The sequence below is a fragment of the Streptomyces sporangiiformans genome, assembly GCF_005768555.2.
In the GTDB taxonomy this organism is placed as follows: Bacteria; Actinomycetota; Actinomycetes; order Streptomycetales; family Streptomycetaceae; genus Streptomyces; species Streptomyces sporangiiformans.
Genome location: NZ_VCHX02000089.1, coordinates 12,296 through 34,568 on the forward strand (window position 1 = coordinate 12,296; position 22,273 = coordinate 34,568).

Annotated in this window: 15 protein-coding genes; 4 read left to right on the forward strand and 11 right to left on the reverse strand. The window is 70.7% G+C overall.

The window, feature by feature from the left end; genetic code table 11:
- Positions 1 to 9: 9 nt before the first annotated feature.
- The 5 genes from FGD71_RS10440 to FGD71_RS10460 form a co-directional block, all read right to left on the reverse strand.
- Positions 10 to 1,188 (reverse strand): FAD-dependent oxidoreductase, encoded by a 1,179-nt coding sequence (locus tag FGD71_RS10440; RefSeq protein ID WP_119100127.1) that lies wholly within the window; start codon positions 1,186 to 1,188, stop codon positions 10 to 12.
- On the reverse strand, positions 1,185 to 2,753 hold the full coding sequence (locus tag FGD71_RS10445) for a class I adenylate-forming enzyme family protein (protein ID WP_119100128.1): 1,569 nt from the start codon (positions 2,751 to 2,753) through the stop codon (positions 1,185 to 1,187). Before FGD71_RS10445 ends, FGD71_RS10440 begins: the two co-directional genes overlap by 4 nt.
- 68 nt (positions 2,754 to 2,821) lie before the next feature.
- Positions 2,822 to 4,345 (reverse strand): benzoate-CoA ligase family protein, encoded by a 1,524-nt coding sequence (locus FGD71_RS10450; protein ID WP_119100144.1) that lies wholly within the window; start codon positions 4,343 to 4,345, stop codon positions 2,822 to 2,824.
- A 44-nt stretch (positions 4,346 to 4,389) separates the two neighbouring features.
- Entirely contained in the window at positions 4,390 to 6,507 is a 2,118-nt protein-coding gene (gene pabB, locus FGD71_RS10455) for an aminodeoxychorismate synthase component I (protein ID WP_119100129.1), read from the reverse strand.
- Positions 6,508 to 6,538: 31 nt separating this feature from the next.
- Positions 6,539 to 7,117 carry an antibiotic biosynthesis monooxygenase gene (locus tag FGD71_RS10460; protein ID WP_119100130.1) on the reverse strand — a complete coding sequence of 193 codons (579 nt, stop codon included), beginning with the start codon at positions 7,115 to 7,117 and terminating at the stop codon, positions 6,539 to 6,541.
- 238 nt (positions 7,118 to 7,355) lie between these two features.
- Between FGD71_RS10460 and FGD71_RS10465 the strand changes: the two genes are divergently transcribed.
- Entirely contained in the window at positions 7,356 to 8,369 is a 1,014-nt protein-coding gene (locus tag FGD71_RS10465) for a LacI family DNA-binding transcriptional regulator (protein ID WP_119100131.1), read from the forward strand.
- Between the two features lie 102 nt (positions 8,370 to 8,471).
- Positions 8,472 to 10,523: a glycoside hydrolase family 31 protein gene (locus FGD71_RS10470; protein WP_119100132.1), complete on the forward strand. Its 2,052-nt coding sequence runs from the start codon at positions 8,472 to 8,474 to the stop codon at positions 10,521 to 10,523.
- A gap of 8 nt (positions 10,524 to 10,531) precedes the next feature.
- On the opposite strand, the gene FGD71_RS10475 is transcribed toward FGD71_RS10470, so the two are convergent.
- Positions 10,532 to 11,074, reverse strand: coding sequence for an LLM class flavin-dependent oxidoreductase (locus tag FGD71_RS10475; RefSeq protein WP_119100133.1), 543 nt, complete (start codon positions 11,072 to 11,074; stop codon positions 10,532 to 10,534).
- A gap of 50 nt (positions 11,075 to 11,124) precedes the next feature.
- Here FGD71_RS10475 and FGD71_RS10480 point away from each other — a divergent pair, with 50 nt between their 5' ends.
- Positions 11,125 to 11,877, forward strand: a complete 753-nt coding sequence (locus FGD71_RS10480) for an ABC transporter permease (protein ID WP_119100134.1) — start codon at positions 11,125 to 11,127, stop codon at positions 11,875 to 11,877.
- Between the two features lie 283 nt (positions 11,878 to 12,160).
- A complete protein-coding gene (locus FGD71_RS10485; protein WP_119100135.1) occupies positions 12,161 to 13,195 on the forward strand; it encodes an AI-2E family transporter in 1,035 nt (344 codons plus the stop codon).
- Between the two features lie 84 nt (positions 13,196 to 13,279).
- On the opposite strand, the gene FGD71_RS10490 is transcribed toward FGD71_RS10485, so the two are convergent.
- From FGD71_RS10490 to FGD71_RS10510, 5 genes are all read right to left on the reverse strand, one after another.
- The gene (locus FGD71_RS10490; RefSeq protein WP_181359172.1) at positions 13,280 to 14,731 is read right to left on the reverse strand and encodes a family 43 glycosylhydrolase; all 1,452 of its coding nucleotides are present in this window, start codon (positions 14,729 to 14,731) and stop codon (positions 13,280 to 13,282) included.
- Between the two features lie 198 nt (positions 14,732 to 14,929).
- The gene (locus FGD71_RS10495; RefSeq protein ID WP_119100136.1) at positions 14,930 to 16,882 is read right to left on the reverse strand and encodes a rhamnogalacturonan lyase; all 1,953 of its coding nucleotides are present in this window, start codon (positions 16,880 to 16,882) and stop codon (positions 14,930 to 14,932) included.
- Between the two features lie 127 nt (positions 16,883 to 17,009).
- Positions 17,010 to 17,723 (reverse strand): glycoside hydrolase family 12 protein, encoded by a 714-nt coding sequence (locus FGD71_RS10500; protein WP_119100137.1) that lies wholly within the window; start codon positions 17,721 to 17,723, stop codon positions 17,010 to 17,012.
- A gap of 183 nt (positions 17,724 to 17,906) precedes the next feature.
- A complete protein-coding gene (locus tag FGD71_RS10505; protein WP_119100138.1) occupies positions 17,907 to 19,874 on the reverse strand; it encodes a beta-galactosidase in 1,968 nt (655 codons plus the stop codon).
- Positions 19,874 to 22,093 carry a sialidase family protein gene (locus FGD71_RS10510; RefSeq protein ID WP_119100139.1) on the reverse strand — a complete coding sequence of 740 codons (2,220 nt, stop codon included), beginning with the start codon at positions 22,091 to 22,093 and terminating at the stop codon, positions 19,874 to 19,876. Before FGD71_RS10510 ends, FGD71_RS10505 begins: the two co-directional genes overlap by 1 nt.
- Positions 22,094 to 22,273: the final 180 nt, after the last annotated feature.

A 22,273-nucleotide genomic window follows, 5' to 3' on the forward strand; every position in this document is an offset into this window, starting at 1 on the left:
GGTGTTGCCCTAGTACTTGCGGCCGGCGCTCGCCGGTGAACCGCCCCGGGGCCCATAGGGCGCGTGCTCCAGCCAGGCCCCGCACCACGGCACGACGGGCGCCAGTGCCGCCGCCGCACGCTGCTTGACCCGTACGATCCGCCGCCGGGGCCGCAGATGGTCCAGCGCGGTACCGGCGGCCGCGCTGTTGAACAGGGCCGCCGCGCGCCGGACTTCGGCGAAGTGGGCGACGGCTTCGGCCGTACCGGTGGCGACGGCTTCGGCGGCCGCCGCCGCGTCCGCGATGCCGCTGTTCATGCCGCGCGCGCCGAACGGCGGGAAGAGGTGCGCCGCCTCGCCGACGAGGAGCACCCGGTGGTGCGGGTCGGTGAAGGTGGCGGCGACCTTGCGCAGGAAGCGGTAGGTCGACACCCACAGGATCCGTTCGGCGTACCCCTCCCCCACCACGTCCGGCAGCCATGCGCGTACGGCCTCCTCCGTCCCGTACGCCTCCTGGGGGTCGTCGTCGCGGCACTGGAGGTCGAGCTGGAAGCCTCCGGTGAACGGCACGCGCATCACGCTGCGCCCGCCGACACCGGGGTGCTCGTAGTGGAAGACCCGCTCCAGCGGCAGTTCCGCCCCCGGGATGTCGGCGATGTCCACCACGACGTGGAAGCCGTCCGCGTGACTGCCCTGCAGCACGATGCCCAGTTCGCGCCGCACGGCCGAGCGGGCGCCGTCGGCGGCGACCGCGTGGGTGCCGGTCCAGGTGCGGCCGTCCTCGCCGGTCAGGACGACCCCGCTCGGATCGGCGCGTACGCCCTCCACCCGGGCACCCCACACGAACTCCACCCCGGCATCCTCGCAGGCGGCGAGGAGGAAACGCTCGGTGTCCACCTGGCGCAGACTGGTGAAGGGCGGTGGCCCCGAGGGGGGAGGGAAGGTGCGGGAGTACACCTCGCGGCCCCGGTACAGAGTGCGCTTGGTCTGCCAGGTCCGTCCGTAGGACGTGATCTCGTCGGCCAGGCCGGGGCGCATCCCGTCGAGCAGGTGCAGGGTCTCCCGGTGCACGAACAGGGCGCGGCTGCCGGGCCGCCTGCGCCCCTCGGGGTCCGCCTCCAGCAGGACGACGGGCAGTCCCCGGGCGCGCAGGGCGAGGGCGGCCGACAGGCCCACGGGTCCGGCGCCCACCACGAGGACGGAGTTCATGTGCGGGTGCTCTCGGTCAGCATGCGGGTGATCTCCACCCGCTTCACCTTCCAGGTGGCGGTCATCGGCAGCTCCTCGAACCGCCACTGCCGCGGTTCGGCCATCGTGGGCAGATCGGCCGTGGCCTCCCTCCAGCGCGCCATGTCCAGGGGCTGTTCTCCGCGGACGCACACCACCGGCACCGGTTCGCGGTCCGCGCCCGGCACGATGACGACCTCGCGAAGCTCCTCCAGGCGGGACATCAGCGTGTCCTCGACCTCCAGGTTGCTGTGCATCGAGTCGATCTGGTCGACCTCACGGTCGATCAGGTAGAGGGCGCCGAGGCGGCTTTGGTAGCCCATGTCGCCCATCTGCCACCACTCGCCGTCGAGTTGGCGCAGGTACTGCTCGCGGGCACCGAGGTAGGTGAGGATGCGGCCCCTGGTGCGGGCCTCGATCGGGCCGGCCGTTCCGGGCCTGGCCCGCCCGCCGGATCCGTCGGCGACGCGTATGCGGGTGAAGCCCGGTATCCCGATCCCGACCCGGCGGCCGTCCGCGCGGGCGGCACTGCGTCGCGTGAACCACTGGAAGGCGACGGGGCCGGTCTCGCTCTGTCCGTAGAGCTGGATCAGCCATGGCGAGCGGCGTTTCGACGCACCCAGCAGCCGGCGCACGGTGCGGGGATGGATCGCGTCGAAGGTGGAGCCGTAGGAGCGGACCCGGGACAGTGGCGCTCCGGGTGCGTCCGCCAGTTCCTCCCAGAGCACGAAGGTGTTGGGGTGGGTCTCGACGATGCCGGGGCGGTGCCGGGCCAGCAGCGGTCCCACCGACGCGGGTTCCGGATCGGTGATCAGCACCAGCGGGCTGCCGAAGTGCAGCAGCACGCCGAGCAGATGGTAGAAGCGCGAGTGCACGAACGACATGTGCAGCGCCGCGGTCTCGCCGCGCGTGGGCCAGCCCATCGCCTTCTGCGGTACGAGCCGGTTCCACATGCTGTTCGGGCAGTGCACGGCGAATTTGGGGATGCCGGTGGTGCCCGAGCTGTGCGTGATCAGGGAGGGTTCCCGCTGGTGGAGCCGTACGGGCGCGGGAGGCCGGGTGCCGGCGAACTTCTCCAGGGGGACGGCGCCGGGCGCGTCGTCCACCGCGAGCGTCCGCCGTACGAGCAGGGGGAGCTCGACGTCCTTGAGCGGTCCTTCCAGCTTGGCTCTGTCGGTGATCAGCCAGGGCTTGTGGAGCCGTTCGAGGAGCTGTCCGACGACCGGGCCGGCCAGCGCGGGCGAGAGCAGGGCGGGTACGGCGCCGATCCGGGAGACGGCACAGGTCAGCAGCACGATGTCGACGTTGTCCGTCTTGTGGATGACCACCTCCTCCGAGGGCCTGACCCCGGCCTCCCACAGCCGGCCGGAGAGCTCGTCGACGAGGTCGGCCAGCATCGTGTAGGTGAGGTCGACCCCGAGGTCGGGGGTGACGTCCAGCGGCCGGTCCAGCGTGACGAAGACCGCTCCGTGGCGAGTGGCCGCCTGCCGGAACATCGGGCCCAGATAGAAGCCGCGGTCGGAGAGCAGGGGCTGCTGCTGTCGCATCGGCCCGATCCTTTCTGCTGTGGAGCCGGATCCGGCCGTGGCGCGTGGGGAAGCGGTGGCGGTCATGGTCACCACGCTCCCTGGCGGACCAGGTGGCGGCGGAGCTTTCCGGTGGGGGTGCGAGGCAGCGACGGCACGAAGCTGACGCTCCGGGGGACCTTGAAGGCGGCGAGCCGGTCGCGCGCCAGGGCTATGAGGTCGGCTTCCAGGCCCGCCGGTATGGGTGTGGTGGGGACGACGAAGGCCCGAAGCCTGTTCGCGCCGCGCCGGTCGGTGACGGCCGCGACGGCGACCTCCTTCACCGCGTGATGACCGCGCAGCACGGCCTCCACCTCCAGCGGGGACACGGTGATGCCGCCGACCATCTCCATGTCGTCCACGCGGCCCAGATGCCGGTAGGTGCCGTCGGGTTCGCGGCGCGCCCGGTCCCGGGTCGCCAGCCAGCCACCGACCAGGGTGCGCTCGGTCTCCTCGGGCCGGTTCAGGTACCCGGGCGTCAGCGTCGGTCCGCGCACCCAGAGTTCGCCCTCCACACCGTCCGGCACGGGGGCTCCCGCGCGGTCGCGCAGCTCCACTTCGAAGCCGGGTACGGGGCGGCCCACGGTGCCCGGGTGGTTGTGCTCGAAGCTGTTGGCGCAGAAGGCGTGCCCGGCCTCGGTGGAGCCGATCTGCTCCAGGACGGGCGCGCTGAGCAGTTCGGTGATCTGCTCCCCGAGCCCGGCGGGCATGCCCTCGCCGGCCGACACCGCCGCGCGTACCGAGGCGAAGCAGGAGATGTGCCCGCCGGCCCGGTCGGCCACCAGGGCGGCGTACGCGGACGGCACGGAGTAGAGCAGGGTCACCCGGTGCCGGGCGACGAGTTCGTCCACGGCGGCGGGGTTCGGGCGCCGGTCCACCAGCACGGCGGAGGAGCCGGAGAAGAGCGGGAAGACGAAGGCGTTGCCGAAGCCGTAGGCGAAGAACAGCTTGGACACGGACAGGGTGACGTCGTCCGGGGTGATCCGCAGCAGCCGCCTGCCGATGAGGTCGTGGTACGTCTTCGGGTCGCTGTGGCAGTGCACGACTCCCTTGGGCCGGCCCGTGGTCCCGGAGGTGTACTGGATGTACAGCGGGGTGTGCGCGTCGACGGGATGGGCCCGGGTGGCCGGGGCGGAGGTGGCGGTGAGCGCGACGAGCTGGTCGGCACCGAGCCGGGCGCGGTCCGCGAACCGGTCGTCGAGGCCCGGTCCGGTCACACAGAGCACGGCCTCGGTGTCCTCGGCCATGAACTCGTGCTCGGCGGCGGTGAGTTCGGGGTTGACCAGGACCGCGACGGCTCCCAGGCGGGCGGTCGCGAGGAAAGTCGTCACCCAGGTGACGGAGTCGGGCAGCGCGAGCAGCACCCGGTCGCCGGGGCCGACTCCGTGGTCGGCGAGCACGGTGGCCGCGCGGGCCGCGAGGTCGTGCACCTCTGCGTGGGTCCAGGACCGGTGCCCCTGGTGGAAGGCGGTCCGGCCGGTCCAGTCGCGCCGCGTGGCGATCTCGGCGAGGTGGGCCGCCAGGTTGCCGGGAGCACCCGCGTCGGCGGGAGCCGGCGTGCACTGCCGGGGCATGGTGGCTGGTGTGGACCGCAGGGTCGACGTGGCCTGGGAAATCGTCATCGGGTCGGCTCCTGCGCGGTCGCGGGGACGGCGGTGTGCTCCTGGTGGGCGCGCATCTGCGCCGCGGTCTTCAGCAGCATCTCGTCGTACTCCGCCGCCGGATCGGAGTCGAGGACGATCGCGCCGCCGGCGCCCAGGTGCATGAGGCCGTCGGCGAACACGGCGGTACGGATGACGATGCTCAGGTCGGCGCCGCCACTGCACCCCAGGTAGCCGAGGGCGCCGGAGTACACCCCGCGTGCCTCGGTCTCCAGGGAGTCGATGATCTCCATGGTGCGCAGCTTGGGCGCGCCGGTCATCGAGCCGCCGGGGAAGCAGGCGCGTACGCAGTCGACCGCGTCCGTGTCCTCCCGCAGCCGTCCCTCGACGGTGGAGACCAGCTGGTGCACGGTGGCGTACGTCTCGGTGGCCATGAGGCGGGACACCCGCACCGTGCCGGTCGCGCAGACCCGGCCCAGGTCGTTGCGGAGCAGGTCGACGATCATCAGGTTCTCGGCGCGCGTCTTGTCGTCGGCGGCCAGCGCGTCCCGCAGCCGGGCGTCCTCCTCCGGGGTGTCGCCACGGGGTGCGGTGCCCTTGATCGGCTTGGCCTCGGCGACGCCGTCCGGGGTGATCCGCAGGAAGCGCTCGGGGGACGAGCTGGCCACGTCGAGGTCGCCGAACCTCAGGAAGGCCGCGTAGGGCGCCGGGTTGACGCGCCGGAGCACCCGGTAGAAGTGGTACGGGTCGTGCGGCGCGGGTAACCGGGCGGCGTTGGTCAGGCAGATCTCGTAGCTGGTGCCCGCCCTGAGCTCCCGCCGGCAGGCCTCGATGTCCGCGAGGTAGGTCGCCCGGTCGCGCACCAGCCACGGCTCGGCGGCGCCGGGGAGTGGATCGGACGGTAAGGGCAGGGGCGGCTTGTCCGTGGACACGAAGGTGAGCTGGGCCATCGTGGTGTCGAGCCACTCGGTGGCCTCACGGGTGGCCTGCGGGGTGTCCTCGGCGAGGCAGACGGCGTAGGTGAAGCCTTCCTCGTGGTCGACCGCGATCAGCCGGTCGGCGAACAGCCAGCAGGCGTCCGGGGTCTCGGCCCGGTGACGGTTGGCCGAGCCGCAGTCGGCCTTCAACTCGTAGCCGAAGTAGCCGACATAGCCGCCGGTGAAGTCGAAGGGCAGTCCGGTGGCGTCGACGTGACGGGTCGCCAGCTGCCGCTTCAGGTAGTCGAAGACATTGGACCGGACCTTGCGCGGGGGCCGTCCGGCCCGATCGATCTCGCAGAGGCCGGTCTCGACGTCGTAGCGGACGAACTCGGCGAGCGGTCCGGTGCCGTCCCCGAAGAACGAGAACCGGGACTGGCCCTGCTCGACGCGGGAGCTGTCCAGCCAGAACGCCCGCGGGGCGTCGGCGTACATACGGGTGAACGCGGCCTCGGCGTCGACGGCGGTGGCGATACGGCGGGTGTGCAGCCGGTGGGCGGGGCGCGGGGCCCGCCGGGGCCGGGGAATCTTCACCGCGGCCGGGGGGACGGACGTGTTCTTCGTACGCGGCCTGCGGTCCCGCTCCGCCGTGAGATTGCGGAAGTTCACCAGCATCCGGTGGCCGTAGTCGGTGAGTACGGACTCGGGATGGAACTGCACTCCCCACAGGGGCCGGGTGCGGTGCCGCAGCCCCATCAGGACGCCGTCCTCGGACCAGGCGGTGGCCTCCAGGGTCTCGGGCAGCGGCTCGCGCACGGCCAGCGAGTGGTAGCGCACCGCGGTGAAGTGCTGCGGCAGCCCCTGGAACAGGTCACGGCCGTTGTGCCGGATCGTGGAGAGGTAGCCGTGGCGGGGCTCCGGGGCGGCCTCGACATCGCCGCGCTCCCCTGCGGCGATGCCCTGATGACCGAGACAGACACCGAGCACGGGGATCTCGGCCTCGGCGAGCACGCGGGCGCCGATACCGAAGTCGCGCGGTTCGGCCGGGTGTCCGGGACCGGGCGACACCACCACGTTGTCGAACTCCCGCAGATCGGGAATTCCGCCGGCCGCGGTGTCATTGAGGATCACCACCGGCTCCTCGCCATTGACCTCGGCGATCAACTGGAACAGGTTGTACGTGTACGAATCGTAATTGTCGATGAGCAGGGTCTTCACCCGCCCACCTCCCTTTGATCGTTCTCGGGGCCTACGCCGTCCGCCGTTTGTGCCGTCCACGGAGTGCCTGGAGCGGCGGGTACAGCCATTTCTTGAAGAAACGCTGAAGTCGCGGCATGAGAATCCAGGTGACGATGGCCGTCACCGAAAGACACAGCAGCAGAGTCCGAAAGAGCGGATTGAGGCTGTCGAGATAGGGGAGCACTGTCAGATTGAATAAGAGCACGGGCGGGAAGACCGCACTCATATTCACAAACCACAGCTTCCATTTCGGTGGCGGGCGCGGCGCGGCCGGTGTGACCACCTGGGACTCGAACCAGGCCCTCGAGCCCTGCACGCTCTTGCGTCCGGCCTCCCGCGCCAGGCCCTGGGCCCGGGTCGACCACTCGACCCAATCGACCGAGTTCTCCCAGGCCCGCGCGGAAGCCTCGCTGTCAAAGCGGTAGACCACATGCCACTCCGCCTCTCCGTCGACCAGTACGCCGCCTCCGAGAAAACCCGGCTGCTGCGCACTGGCACGCAGCGCGGCCCACCCCCAGGCATGAAAGGCGGCCTCGCGGCCCGGCACCACGCTGTATGCGACGGTGACGGTAACGGGATTCCTGCTCACTCCTCCCAGTACGGTCGGGCGCCTCTTCCCGCTCAAATATTCAACGAACTTTTTCAACTCCCCCGGGGGCAGGTCGTGGTGGCGCTGGAAGCTCCAGGTCGGCGCATCGGACGTGTCGAAGCGCTTCGACAACCTATGGACACCCGTCCCCCGTCAAGCTACTGTCGAGCCACCCTCACTCGCCCTTGCCCGTAACGCGCAACTGTCGAAGCGCTTCACACAATCCTTGGAGAGCTGGATGGTCACCCTCGCCGAGGTCGCCCAGCACGCCGGAGTCTCGGCGAGCACGGTGAGCTATGTCCTCAGCGGTAAGCGGTCCATCTCCGTGGGCACCCGGCAGCGGGTCGAGCGGAGCATCCAGGAGCTCGGGTACCACCCCAACGCGGGGGCCCGGGCGCTGGCAAGCAACCGGTCCAACATCATCGCGCTGATGGTCCCGCTCCGTACGGATATGTACGTACCCGTAATGATGGAGATCGCCATCGCCGTGGCCACCACCGCCCGCACACACGGCTACGACGTGCTGCTGCTCACCGGCGAGGAAGGGCCCGACGCCGTTCGCCGGGTCACGGGCAGCGGGCTCGCCGACGCGATGATCTTGATGGACGTCGAACTCGACGACGAGCGGCTGCCGTTGCTGCGCGGCACGGACCAGCCCTCCGTACTGATCGGCCTGCCCGCCGACACCAGCGGTCTGACCTGTGTCGACCTCGACTTCGGGGCGACGGGCGCCCTGTGCGTCGAGCATCTCGCCAGGTTCGGGCACCGCGACATCGCCGTCATCGGCGAGGCACCGGCGGTCTACGAACGGCATACGGGCTTCGCCGAGCGCACCCTCGACGGCCTGCGTTCCCGCAGCCGGGAGCTCGGCCTGCGGATGCTGCACCGGCCCTGCGAGGGCGGGTACGACGCGATGGCCGTGACCCTGGCCAGGATCTTCGACGAGCGCCCGAGCATCACGGGCTTCGTCGTGCAGAACGAGTCCGCAGTGGAGCCGCTGCTCGCCCTCCTGCGCCAGCAGGGCCGGGCCGTCCCCGAGGATGTGTCGGTCGTCGCGATCTGCCCGGACCAGGTCGCCACCCAGGCGTCCCTGCGGCTCACCTCCGTCGCCATACCCGCGCAGGAGATGGGCCGGCACGCGGTGGAACAGCTGGTCGCCAAGCTCGAGGGCCGCGGCTCGGACGATGTCGTCCTGATCGCACCCGAGTTGACGATCCGGGCCAGCTCGGGACCGGCACCCGCCACGTCATAGCCGACGTCCCCCGCCCCATCGAACGCCGGCCCTCCCGGGCCGTAGCCCCTCGTCTTCACTCCTTCTCGGTTTCACTCCTTCAGGAGCACAGGAGCAGATCACGTGAATCAGCCTGCCGAGACCCAGCCCCAGCAGGGGGCGGTCAGCCTGGCCCAGTCCTCCCCCACCGTCGGCACGTTCCGTGAGCGCGACGGTGCCCTGGAATGGAGCGGGCGCCAGGAGACCGTGCGCATCGAGCCGTGGGGCCCGGACGCGGTCCGGGTCCGGGCGCGGCTCGGCGGCCCGGTCGTCGAGGGCCTGCCGGGCGCGCTGCTCGACGAGGCTCCGGTCACCGAGGCCGCCGTGAAGATCGAGGACGGTCATGGATTGCTGACCGTCGGCGCGCTCACCGTGGAGGTCAACGCCGAGGGCCTCATACGGTTCGTCCGCACCGACGACGGCTCCGAGCTCCTCACCGAGGAACGTGCCCACTTCTGGTGGCCGGGCCCGCGCCTCTACACCCCCGTCGGCAACGGCTACCACCGCCTGGAGCAGCGCTTCGCCGCGTACGAGGGTGAGAAGCTGTACGGCCTCGGCCAGCACCAGCACGGGCTGCTCGACCAGAAGGGCGCCGTCCTCGACCTGGTGCAGCGCAACGCCGAGGTGACCATCCCGGTGCTCACCTCCAGCCGCGGCTACACCCTGCTGTGGAACAGCCCGGCGATCGGCCGGGTGGAGCTGGCGGGCAACGGCACGCGCTGGGTGGCGGACTCGGCCCGGCAGATCGACTACTGGATCACCGCGGGCCACCCGGCCGACGCCCAGCGCCGCTACAGCGCCGTCACCGGCCGTACGCCGATGCTGCCCGAGTGGGCCGCGGGCTTCTGGCAGTGCAAGCTGCGCTACCGCACGCAGGACGAACTCCTCGCCGTGGCAAGGGAGTACAAGCGCCGCCGACTGCCGCTCGACGTCATCGTCTGCGACTTCTTCCACTGGACGCATCTGGGTGAGTGGAAGTTCGACCCGGCGGAGTGGCCCGACCCTGCCGCGATGCAGCGGGAGCTGGCGGAGCTGGGCGTCAAGCTCGTCGTGTCCGTCTGGCCGTCCGTGTCCCCGCTCTCCGAGAACCACCAGCTCATGGAGCAGCGCGGCTACTTCATCGGCACGCAGTACGGCCCCATGGCGCACGCGGACTGGCCGGACAAGGAGGTCGCGTCGACGGTCCAGGTGGCCTTCTACGACGCGACGCATCCCGAGGCGCGCGAGTTCGTGTGGTCACGGGTGCGCGACAACTACCTCGAGCCGTACGGGATCAACGGCTTCTGGCTGGACGCCGGCGAGCCGGAGCTGAAGCCCGGCTTCCAGGAGAACCTGCGCTACTGGGCGGGGCCGGGCCTCGAGGTCGGGAACCTCTACCCCCGCGAGAACGCCCGCACCTTCTACGAGGGCCTGCTGGCCGCCGGCGAGACCGAGATCGTCACCCTCAACCGCTCGGCGTGGGCGGGCAGTCAGCGTTACGGCGCCGCCCTGTGGTCCGGCGACATCGGCACGGACTTCGCGTCCCTGCGCCGCCAGATCGCTGCGGGCCTCAACACCGCGCTGTCCGGCATCCCCTGGTGGAACACCGACATCGGCGGCTTCCACGGCGGCGACCCCGACGACCCGGCGTACCGCGAGGTCATGGTCCGCTGGTTCCAGTTCGGCGCGTTCTCCCCGCTGATGCGCCTGCACGGCTTCCGCGAGCCGGGCATGCCGCTCGGCCCGGCCATGACCGGCGGCCCGAACGAGGTCTGGTCGTACGGCGAGGAGGCCGGCGCGATCCTGGAGAAGTACCTGCGGCTGCGCGAGCGTCTGAAGCCGTACGTCCTCGATGTGATGCGCGCGGCCCACGAGGAGGGGCTCCCGGTGATGCGACCGCTGTTCCTGGAGTTCCCGGAGGACCAGGCGGCCTGGTCGGTCGACGACGCGTACCTCTTCGGCCCCGATCTTCTGGTCGCGCCGGTCCTGACGGCGGGTGCGACGGCGCGGACCGCCTATCTCCCGGCGGGCGCGCGCTGGACCGACGCGTGGACCGGTGAGACGTACGAGGGGGGCGCGGCCGTGACCGTCGACGCCCCACTGGACCGTATTCCGCTGTTCCTGCGGGACGGGGCCGCCCTGCCGGTCGCCGAGTAGCGGCGGCGTCACGGCAGTTGGGGAACGACCTCGGCCGCCAGCAGGTCCAGATGGCCGAGGTCGGACAGATCACGCAGGCGGACGTACACGCGGGTCGTGCCGAGGGCCGCGTACGCGCCGAGCTGCTCCGCGATCCGCGCGGGCGAGCCGTACAGCGGCTCCTCCGGCGGGAGGCGGGACTCCTCGTGCAGCACGGCGAGCCGGTCGGCGATCTCCGCCTCGGTGCGGCCGCAGGCGATCCCCAGGCCGACGGAGAGGACCAGCGGCGGCCGGTCCGCGACGCGAGCGCGGGCGGCGTTCGCCCGGGCGTACAGCCGCGCGCTCTGTTCGGGCGAGGTGAAGGGCAGGTTGAACTCGTCGGCGTAACGGGCGGCCAGAGCCGGGGTGCGGCGTGGCCCCCGCCCGCCCACGATCAGCGGGACGGTGGGCCGCTGGACGGGTTTCGGCAGGGCGGGCGAGTCGGTCAGGCGGTGGTGACGGCCCTCGTACGAGAAGCGCCTGCCCGGTGGGGTGGTCCACAGGCCGGTGAGGATCCGGAGCTGCTCCTCCATCCGGTCGAAGCGTTCGGCGGGCGCCGGGGCGCGGTGTCCGCAAGCGGCTCGTGGCGGTCTGCTGGCCCGCGCTCGGGCTGTCGGCCGCCATCGGCGTCTGGGCCCTGGCAGTGGCCCTCTTCGACGTGCCTGAGATCATCGCGCAGTCCCCCGCGGACGTGCTGGACGCCTTCCTCGGCGTGCCCGGCTATCTGCTCGGCGAGGCGCTGACCACGCTCATCGTCATCGTGGCGGGCTTCGCGCTGGCCGTGGCCGCCGGTCTGGTGATCGGCGTGGCGATCGCGGCCTCCCGGATCGTGGAGCTGATGTTCGCCCCGCTGCTGGTGGCGTTCAACGCGGTGCCCAAGGTGGCGCTGGCCCCGCTGCTGGTGGTGTGGATGGGCTTCGGCCAGCAGCCCAAGGTGGTCATGGCGCTGCTGGTCTGCTTCTTCCCGGTCGTCCTGTCGGTCGCTCAGGGCCTGACCTCGACCCCGGTGGAACTCGCCGAACTCGCCCGTTCGCTGCGCACGTCACGGACGCAGACGTTCCTGCGCTTCCGGTTCCCCGGCGCACTGCCGCAGATCTTCGTCGGGCTGAAGGTGGCCATGCCGCTGGCCGCCGTGGGCGCGGTGATCGGGGAGTTCAGCGCGGGGGACGAGGGGCTCGGCTTCGTCATCGTGCAGTCCGGCGCGAACTCGGACACGGCGCTGGCGTTCGCCGCCGTCGCGCTGCTGGGCGTGATGAGCGTGGCGTTGTTCTACGCGCTGGTCCTGGCGGAGCGGCTGCTGCTGCCGTGGGTGCGGGAAACGACGTCCCAGCGCTAGCACGCACCGCGCCGGATCCCCACCGATGGGCCGGGTCTACGCTTTGTGCCGGTCGCGGGCAGCGGCCGCGCGCGAGCGGAGATGACACAGGATGAGCAGCCGTACGGGAGCCCCTCGCAGAGACCCTCGCGGGGGACGGCCGGGCCGTCGGGGCGGGCCAATACACCGAACGCGTACGACGATACGCACCGCCGGCGCCCCCCTCGCCAGGCCAGGGGCAGCCGGTCGGGAGGGAGCGGGCATCCCCCGCGGTTTCCTCCCGGAACCCGCCCGGCACGTCGCCGTGTGGAGCGCGCTCACGCTCCTCGTCACCGGTGTCGTGTCCGTGGGCGTCTGGCTCTGCATCACCTTCCAGACCGCCGTGACACCGGTCCTGCTCGCGCTGCTCGGCACCGCGCTGCTCGGCCCGTTCTACCGGCGGCTGGTCGCGATGAAGTTCAACAAGTCCCTCGCCGCCGGACTGACCTGCGCCGCCGTGGTCCTGGTCATGGGCGGCGCCGCGTACACCGTGGTGTCCGCCCTGATCGACACCGGCGACCAGATCATCTCGTCACTGCGGAACGCCGCGAAGTCGCTCGGCGACGAATTCGGCGTGGCGGGTACGTCGCTGGACGATCTCGCCAAGAACGCCAAGGACCTGCTGTCCAAGTTCGGCGGCACCGCCGCCACCGGGGTGATCAGCGGACTCAGTGTCGTCAGCGAGGTCATCGCCATGGCGATTCTGGCCATGCTGCTCATGTTCTTCTTCCTGCGCGACTCCGACAGGGCGATCGCCTCACTGCACTCGCTCGCGCCCCGCGGCTCCGGGGAGACCCTCGAAGTGATGGCCCGGCGTGCCTTCCAGGCGATCGAGGGCTTCATGCGCGGGACGACGGTCATCGCCTTCATCGACGCCGTCTGCATCACGGTCGGCCTGCTGATCCTCCAGGTGCCGGGCGCCGTGGGGCTGGGTGCGCTGGTGTTCGTCGGCGCGTACATCCCGTATCTGGGCGCCTTCCTCTCGGGCGCGGTCGCGATCCTGGTCGCCTTCGCGGACCGTGGCCTGGTGACGGCTCTGTGGGCCCTCGGGGTGGTCCTCGCGGTGCAGGTCCTCGAAGGGAACGTGCTCCAGCCAATGATCCACAGCCGGACGGTGCAGATGCACCCGGCGGCGATCCTGCTGGCGCTCACGGCAGGCGCCTCGATCGCCGGGATCCTCGGCATGCTCCTCTCGGTGCCGCTCACCGCGGCGGTGTTCGGCGTGCTCTCAGAGCTCCGGGAGCGGTACGGGGAGGACACCGGCGCGACGGACGCCGTGAGCCCTTCGGCGGCTCGGTGATCCGTCGCACGAGGCGCGTGTGACGCCACGGTCCCGGTGCCCGCCGGGGCACCGGGACCGTCGTTTCCCGCTCGCCGTGGTCGCTCAGGTGGTGGGCTTCAGCTGCCACTGCTGGCAGTTGTTGTTCAGCCAGCTCCACAGGCGTACGTCCGCGCCGTCGGCGGTACCGCAGTTGGCGACGTCGGCGACCTTGCCGCTGTTCTCGTTCACGATCCGCACATAGTCACCGGTGGCGGTGTGCACCAGGCGGAACTTCTGGCAGTTGTTGTTCAGCCAGGACCACTGCCGGATGTCCGTGCCGTCGGCCGTCGCGCAGTTCGTGGTGTCCATGGCCTTGCCGGTCGCGACGTTGACCAGTCGGCTGGTGTCGTTGCCCTGGTCCTCGATCCGCCACTTCTGGTTGGCGCGGCCGTTGCAGCTCCACTGGAGGATGTTCGTGCCGTCGGCGGCGCTGCCGCCCTCGACGTCCAGGCACTTGCCGCTGTTGCGGTTCACCAGCGTGTACGCCGTGGGCGTGGCCGCCGTCTCACCGTCCGGGCCGGGCAGGGTGGTGCCGAGCGCGACCGGGGTGCCGAAGTTGGGCGTACCGTCCGCGTTCCAGGTGAACTTCTGCGCCCGGGTGGTGCGGTTGTTGTCGCAGCCGTTCGTCGAGGTGTCGTTGCGGGCGTGGTAGACGATCCAGTTCTCGGTGCCGTCCGGCGAGGTGAAGAAGCCGTTGTGGCCGGGCCCGTAGACACCCGCCGCGTCGTTGCGCTGGAAGACGGGGGTGGACTTCTTCGTCCAGGACGACGCCTGCAGCGGATCGCTCCCGGTCAACTCCAGCTGGCCGAGCTTGTAGTCAGGGGTCCAGCAGCCACTGGCGGAGTAGACGAGGAACGTCTTGCCGCCCCGTTGCAGCGCCTCCGGACCCTCGTTCACCGTGCCGCCCTGCCGCTCCCAGCTCAGGGTGGGCTGGGAGATGGTGCGCAGTGTTCCACTGACTGTGTACGGGTTGCTCATCGGAGCGATGACGAGGTTCTGGGTGCCGTTGGTGGTGTTGGCGCTGCCCACCATGTACAGGCTGCTGCCCACCTCCAGCACGCTGGCGTCGATCAGCCAGGGGTCCGAGTCGGTGGGCTTCAGCTTGTTCTTGTAGTGGTACGGGCCCATGGGGTCCGAGCCCTCGCTCTCCAGCACGTGGGAGCGCTGGGTGCCGATGTAGTCGCTGACGCAGGCGCCACCGACGTAGTACAGGTACCACTTGCCGTTGAAGAAGTGAATTTCCGGGGCCCAGAAGTTGCAGCCCCGCGAGGTGTTGGTGTCCTTCCACACCTGCACGCTGGGAGCGGTCGCGAGCCCGGCGAGGGTGGGCGACTTGCGCATGGTCAGCACGTCCGTCCAGGACGTGGTGATCATGTAGTAGTTGCCGTTGTAGAACTCCACCCAGGGGTCGGCGCCCTTCTGCGACTTGACCGGGTTGGTGTAGGGCCGCCCGTCGGCGGCCGAGGAGGGCTGGGTGGTGGCGCCCAGCAGCAGGGTGAGTACGGCGATGACCATTGCCGTCCATCTGCTGCTGCGCACGCGGAATCCCGCACGGGTGCGGATCACTGTCGTCGTCCCTTCGTCAGTCGATCCGAAGGACCCCGTAGTTCGACATTTCGAACTAGGTTCGGAACTTCGGGCAGAAGCTTGGGGTGGTGATCGGCCGTCGTCAACACTTGCGTCACAGCCGCCCCAAACAGTTGCTGTTTCGTACTACTTCGTGCCGAGGTAGTAGCTGACCTGCGGCGGCTGGTTGTAGCCCGTGTTCTGCCAGGCGACGCCGAGCCGGTAGACCGGGTCGTGCATCAGGGTCGGCAGCCGGAACTCGGTGGGGTGCGGGGTGGAGTAGAGACGCAGCGCCGTGGAGTCCGCGTTGCGCCAGATCATCTCCTCGCGCCAGTCGCCCAGCAGGTCGGCGGAGAGCGCCGGGTTGCCCTTGGTCCAGTTGCTGGACTTGGCGTCCTGGTCGAGCCAGATGCGGGTGAGGTCGGTCGATCCGCTGTACTTCAGGATCTGGCCGTAGCCGACCCCGGCGCTGCCCGACCAGCGGTGGTCGAGCAGTTCGCGGTGGGCGTCGCCGTCCCACCAGATCGCCGAGTTGTACGAGGCCCCGCCGCCGAAGGACGGGACGGAGTCGCTGATCTTCGTACCGTTGGCCGTATAGAGCCCACCCCCGCTGGACCAGCACTCGGCGCCGGCGTGGTCCCGCGTGAGGTCCGCGCAGAGACCGCGGCCGACGTCCGTGCCGGTGCGCGCGCCCCAGAGGATCTGACCCGTGCGGGCGTCGTGCATCTCGTAGCCGTAGGCGGCGTCGGTGTGCTCGTGGACGTTGAAGGATTCGAGACCGGCGCGGGACGGGAGGAGATCGCCGACGTGCAGGGCGTCGCCGTGTCCGAGCTTGGTGGTCCACAGGGCGCTGCCGTTGTCGTCGACGGCCATGGCGCCGTAGAGGATCTCGTCCCTGCCGTCCGCGTCGACGTCGGCCACGGCGAGGTTGTGGTTGCCCTGCTGGTCGTAGCCCTTGCCGTGGTTCGTCGAGGAGTTGGTGTCGAACTTCCAGGTGCGGGTGAGGTCCGTGCCGTTCCACGTGTACGCGGCGAGCGCGATGCGCTCATAGATGCCGCGGCTGAACACCATGCTGGGCGTCGAGCCGCCCAGGTACGCGGTGGCGGACAGCAGGCGGCCCTCGCGGTTGCCCCAGGTGTCGCCCCAGTCGGACACCGAGCCCCGGGCGGGCTCGAAGGGGACGGAGTCCATGACGCGACCGGTCCGGCCGTTGAAGACGGACAGGTACTCCGGGCCGCTGATCACCGCGCAGTTGTCGGCGAGGTGGGAGGCGTTCGCGTCGCCGATGACCGCGCCGGCGGAGTCGCGGGAGCCGTCGGAGGTGCGGACGGCCATCTCGGCCTTGCCGTCACCGTTGTAGTCGTAGACCTGGAACGAGTCGTAGTGGGAGCCGCTGCGCACGTTCGTACTGAGGTTGACCCGCCACAGCCGGGTGCCGCTGAGCTCGTACGCGTCGAAGACGGTCGGCCCCGTGCACGTACCGGAGTTGGCGACGTCAGTGGCGTTGGACGGCACCCATTTGAGGACGAGTTCGTACTGCCCGTCGCCGTCCAGGTCGCCCACGCTCGCGTCGTTGGCGGAGTAGGTGTAGGCGACGCCGTCGCGCGTGGTGCCGCCAGGGGGCTTCTGCAGGGGGATGTCGAGACGGCCGCCCGCCCAGACGCGCGCGGTGCCGCCCGCCGTCTCGGTGCCGCCCACGATGGCGCGAATCTCGTAGGTGGAACTGGAACTGCCGTCGGTGTCCAGGTAGTTGGTCTTCTGGGTCTCCTGGATGAGGGTGCCGCCGCGGTAGAGGCGGAACGTCACGTTCTCCGGGTCGTCGCCGAGCATGCGCCAGGTGACGAGGATGCCGCCGGTGGCGGGGACCGCGACCGGTCCCCGGTCGAGCTTCTCGGCGACGCGGGCGGCGGCCAGCGCCGCGGTGGCCTTGTTCGCGGGTGCCGGAATCTCCTGGGCGGCGCTCGCGGCGTGATGCAGCGTCAGCACGCCTGCGGTACCCACGAGAAGCGCGGCGAGCGTCCCGGACAGGAGCTTGCCGGGGCGGCGCCGGCGTTGTCGCCGCGCGGTACGGCTCGATCTCTTCATCTGGGCCTCGTCCATGGGGAAGGTTTCGTTCCAGGGTCGCCGCCGGGCGGGGGAAGGTTGCCGGGTCACCACCGACGACGGACCGGCTCCGCCGGAGGACGGAGCCGGTCCGGTCACCTGGTCACCCGGGTGAGCAGGTGGATCAACTGCTGGAGACCGTCAGGTTGTTGGTGCGGAAGTCGAGGCCACCGGAGGAGGAGGTGATCTCGAAGCCGAACTGCACGTCACCGATGGTCTCGTTGCCCATCCAGCCCTTGGTGTCCTTGATCCACTTGAGGATCGGCAAGATGTTAACGGTGCCGGAGTTCGAGTCCGAGGTGCGCAGGAACGAGAAGACCTCGTTGGCGCCGTTGTTGCCCTTGTAGACGGTCCAGGTGTGGCCGCCGAGAGTGACGTTGCCCTGCGAGGTGCCCAGCGGGCCGACGGCTCCGTTGTAGTTCACCCAGAGCATGATCTCGTAGTCGTAGTCGGTGTCCCAGATGTCGTACGAGGAGTTGTACGCGCCCGAGGACGGGACGGTGACGTTGTAGCTGCTGGTGAGCGAACCGAGCGAGGTGATCGACTTGTTGACCACCTTCTTGGAGTTCGGGTAGGACTTGATGCCGCCGGTGTTGGGGTGGTTGGCCCAGACACCCCAGTTGGTACCGGAGTTGGCCCAGACGCACTGGCTGCCGGCACCGGAGCCCCAGATGTTGTTGTACAGCGTGTAGCCGTTCAGGCTGGTGTTGCCCCACTGGTCGCAGGAGTTCCAGACGGCGGCCTGGGCCGGTGCGGCGGCGAGGCCGATGGTGGCGCCGAGCGCGAGCGCGGGGGCGATCAGGGCCTTGGCGACCCTGGGGAGTGTGCGTGTTGCCATGGCTGTCCCTTCCATGGGTGGGGGGAGATGTGAGGTTTCACTGCGACTCCGGAGCGGAGACGCAGTCTTCTCCGGCGCGTGGGAAGAGCTGTCGCGCTCCGGAGGAAGTCCTGGCATGAGGGGAGGGCGCGGGATGCGGAGAGGGCCTGGGATGCGAGGAGGGCGTGGGCGGCGTCCGTGTGCTCACCGTGCCAGCACCGCCGCTCCGTAACGCTCCAACTCCACGACTGCGGCGACCTGTTCGCCGGTGAGCAGATCCCGGTGGGTGCCCGGCACCTCCACCGTGACCGTCTCGCGCCCATGGTTGAGCAAGAAGAGCAGGTCACCGCGGCGGACGGCCTCGACCTGGGCGGGGAGGCCGTCCAGCACCGGCCGCACCCCCGCACCGGCCGCCACGTCCGCCATCAGGTCACGCAGCGCGGGCGGTTCGGGCAGCGTGGACACATACCAGGCACGCCCCTTGCGCAGCACGGCCGGAAGCCCGTCGAGCTCGCCGCCCTTGTACGGGATGACCTGGTCAGCGCCCTCCACTTCCAGCTCCTCGGACCACAAGGTCCCCACGAAACCGTCGCACTCGGCGCTCTCCCCCGCCTCCAGCGGCCACCACTCGTGCAGGGTGCGAATGCCGAAGAGCTCCCGCAGCCGCGCGTCCATGCCGCCCGGCCGCACGCGGTCGTCCTCGTCGGCGATCCCGGTCAGGAAGCCGCAGACGAGGGTGCCGCCGCCGCGCACGTACGACAGGAGGTTGTCGATCGCCGCGTCCGTGAGCAGGTACAGCTGGGGAACGACGACGAGTCGGTACGCGGACAGGTCGTGCTCGGGGTGCGCGAAGTCGGTCGTGACGTGGGCCTCCCACAGAGCCCGGTGCCAGGCGCGTACGACCTGCGGGTAGTCGACCTCGCGGGAGGGCCGGCTCTCCTGCGCGCCGGCCCACCAGGCGTTCCACTCGTGCAGGACGACGACATCGGCGGCTAATGGGCTGCCGGTCACTTCGGGGCCGATGGCGGCGAGTTCGGCGCCCAGCCCCTTGATCTCCTGGAAGGTGCGGCCCGCCTCCCCCGCGTGGCTCACCATCCCGGAGTGGAACTTCTCCGCGCCCTGCCGGGACTGCCGCCACTGGAAGTAGCAGACGGCGTCGGCGCCGCGGGCGACGGCCTGCAGGGACCAGAGCCGGTTGAGGCCCCGTGGCTTGGGGTGGTTGACGCCCCGCCAGTTGACGGGACCGGCCGCCTGCTCCATGAGCATCCACGGGCCGCCCCCGGCCTGGGAGCGCGTCATGTCCTGGACGAGCGCGCCGTTCTGGGCTCCGAAGGGGTCGCGCGGGTCCGGGTAGAGGTCGACGGAGACGACGTCCTCCTCCGTGACCCACTTCCAGGCGTCCTGCCCCACCCACATCGGCATGAAGTTGGTGGTCACCGGGAGGTGCGGGGTGTGCCGGCGGACGATGTCGCGCTCGGCGACGTAACACTCCAGGAGCATGTCGGAGGTGTAGCGCCTGAAGTCCAGGACCTGCGTGGGGTTCTTCATGTAGTGGGCGTGGCGCGGCGGGAGGATCTCGTCCCAGTCGCCGTAGCCCTGGCTCCAGAACGCCGTTCCCCAGGCGGCGTTGAGGGCGTCGAGCGTGCCGTACTTGTCCTGGAGCCAGCGGCGGAAGGTGCCGGCGGCCTCGTCGCCCCAGTCGAAGGTGCAGTACTCGTTGTTGATGTGCCACATCGTGAGGGCTGGATGGCCGCCGTAGCGGGCGGCCAGGTCCTCGGTGATGGCGGCGGCGTAGCGGCGGTAGACGGCGCTGGAGTGCGAGAAGTGCTGGCGGCCGCCCCACCATTCGGTGCGGCCGTCCTCGTCGCGGGGCAGCGTCTCGGGGTGGAGCCGGCCCATCCAGGGCGGGGGCGAGGAGGTGGGCGTCGCGAGGACGACACCGATGCCGCTGGCGTGCATGAGGTCCATCAGCCGGTCGAGCCAGCCGAACTCCCGTGCCCCGGGCCGGGGTTCGAGCTTCGCCCAGGAGAAGACACCGAGCGTGACGGAGTTGACTCCGGCGTCCCTCATGAGGCGTACGTCCTCGTGCCAGGTCTCCTCGGGCCACTGCTCGGGGTTGTAGTCACCGCCGAAGAGGATGCGGCCCCGGGTCACCTCGTCGAGCCGGGACATCAGGCGGGATCCCCGTACTGGATGCCGCGCCCGTTCGTGGCCAGATACACCCGGCCGTACACCCGCGGATCACCCACGACAACCTCGCCGGTCCACCCCCACTGATGGGCGTCGTCGTTGATCCGCACCCACGTCTTCGCCTCGTCGTCGGACCGGTAGACGGCGGTGATGGTCTCCGTCGAGCCGACCTGGTAGATCGCCGGGTAGTCGGCGCCGTCGGCCGCCTTCCCGAAACCGAGCGTGTACGAGGCCCGGCAGCTGTCCACCTTCGAGAAGGCCGCCCCGCCGTCGGTGGACCGGTACAGCCCGTTCCACTTCACGCTCAGCCACAGGTCCCCGGAGCGCCCGGGAGCCGCGACCAGCTTGAACTGGACGTCCCCGGACGGCAGTCCACCGGCACGGGCCGTGAAGGAACGGCCACTGTCAGTGCTGGCGTATAGCGTTCCTGTGTCGGTGTCGTACGCGTAGAAGAGCGTCGGGTCGGCCGGGTCGGCGACCGGCGTGGCGCCCTTCGGGAAGGAGGAGACCTCGGACCAGGTCGCGCCGTTGTCAGCGGAGCGGTGCGCCGCGTACTTCGTGCCGTCCCAGTGCACGAAGGACCACAGCAGCGTGGCGCCGTCGGCGCTGGTGGCGATCGGCCCCGGTGCGTTCTTGGCGATGTCGGGCTGGGCCTTGAAGGGCGCCCAGGTCTGTCCGCCGTCGTTCGAGTACGCGCCGTTGCCGTGGTCGCCCCAGCCCGCCCGGACGACGTACGACGGCTTGGCCGCGGCCTGTGCGAGTCCCGTCGCCGACCCGAACACGGGGTTCGCCGCCATGCCGCGCGACGGAGACGCCGTGAGCCGCTCGTGGTACATCACGCCGATGTCCCCGAGCCCGCTGAGCAGGTGCGCCTCCCCGACCGGGGGCGAGATCAGCTGGCGCACGGACGTCTCCTCCAGGCCGCGGATCTGTGGCGCCCAGCGCTTGAGGTCGCGCGTGCCGTAGAGGGTCGCGCCGGTCCCGTACACGATGTGCTTCGAGTCGTACGGGTCCACGGCGACCGCCTGGATCCACCAGCCGAACTTCGGCTTGTCGCCGCCCCAGTTGAGGAAGGGAGTCTCGGACACGTCGAAGACGGCAGCGTCCTTGAGAGACGTCCAGGTGCGACCGCCGTCGGTGGTCCGGAAGAGCGTGTCGACGGCCGCCCAGCGGTTGTTCGTGGCCACGACGACCGTGCCCGCACGGCAGGCGTCGACGGCGACCCCGCCGTAACCGAAGGTGTCCGCCGAGCCGTCGTCCGTGGTGCCGCCCGGCTTCACGGGGGTCACCTCGGCCCACTTGCCGGTCGCGGTGCGCAGTTTGTGCACGCTGCCGTTGGACTGGCCGTTGGGTCCGGGCGCGTCGGCGTACGTCACGTACAGCTCGCGGGTGCGCTGGTCGTACGCGGCCCGGATCGGGACCTTGGCCGAGGTGCCGGACGGCTGCCCGGGTACGGCCTCCCAGGTCGTGCCGTCGGCCGTGCGGTACAGGTTCGCGGTGCCCGAGGTGCCGTCGCCGTCGCCCCAGCCGGCGTAGACGGTACGGCCTGCCGCGACAAGGAACGTGACGCCCTGCCCGGAGGCGTTCGCCTTCGCCGGGAAGGCGGTCACGGCTGCCCAGGTGGCGCCGCGATCGGCCGACTTGAGCAGCCCGTCGTGCCGAGTGCCCAGCCACAGGGTGTCGCTGTCGCGCGGGTCGACGAGGAGGCGCTCCCCCGTGCCCCGGCCGTCCTCGTTGGCGCCGAGCTTCACGTTCAGGTCGGTGCGGGTCCAGGTGGCTCCACGGTCCTCGGAGCGCAGGACCGCGCCGTTGCCGGCCCACGACTGGGCGTACGTACCGAGCGCGAGGAACAGCCTGTTCGGGTGCGCGGGGTCGACCGCCATCGCCTCCACGCCGAGGAGGTTCCAGTCGTCCCAGCCGATGTGGTCGGTGAGCGGCGTCCAGCGCGCGGCCCGGTCGTCCCAGCGGTAGGCGCCGCCGATGTCCGTACGGGCGTAGGCGAGCCCGCGTACGGACGGGTGGAAGAGCAAACCGGTGATGAAGCCGGTGCCGCCGATGACGACGTTGCGCCAGCGGTACGCGGGCGCGTCCGCGCCGGTGGCCGCCTGTGCCGGGGAGCCGGCAAGGGGGACTGCGGAGAGCGCGGCCGCGGCGGCGGTCCCGGCGAGAACGGCTCGTCTGCTCAGGCTGGGCGTGCGCATGACATACCTCGTTCGGGGAGGGGGTTGGAGGGGCGAGGAGCGCCCCGGAGGGGCGCGGGGCTGTGACATATGCGGCTCCGCCGCGTGGGCGCGACCAGCCACGAACGACCCGCGGTTCACGGCCGTCCGAGGCTCCCCCGGCTCGCCCCGCGGATCGGCGCGGTGGAGTCGTGGGCCTGG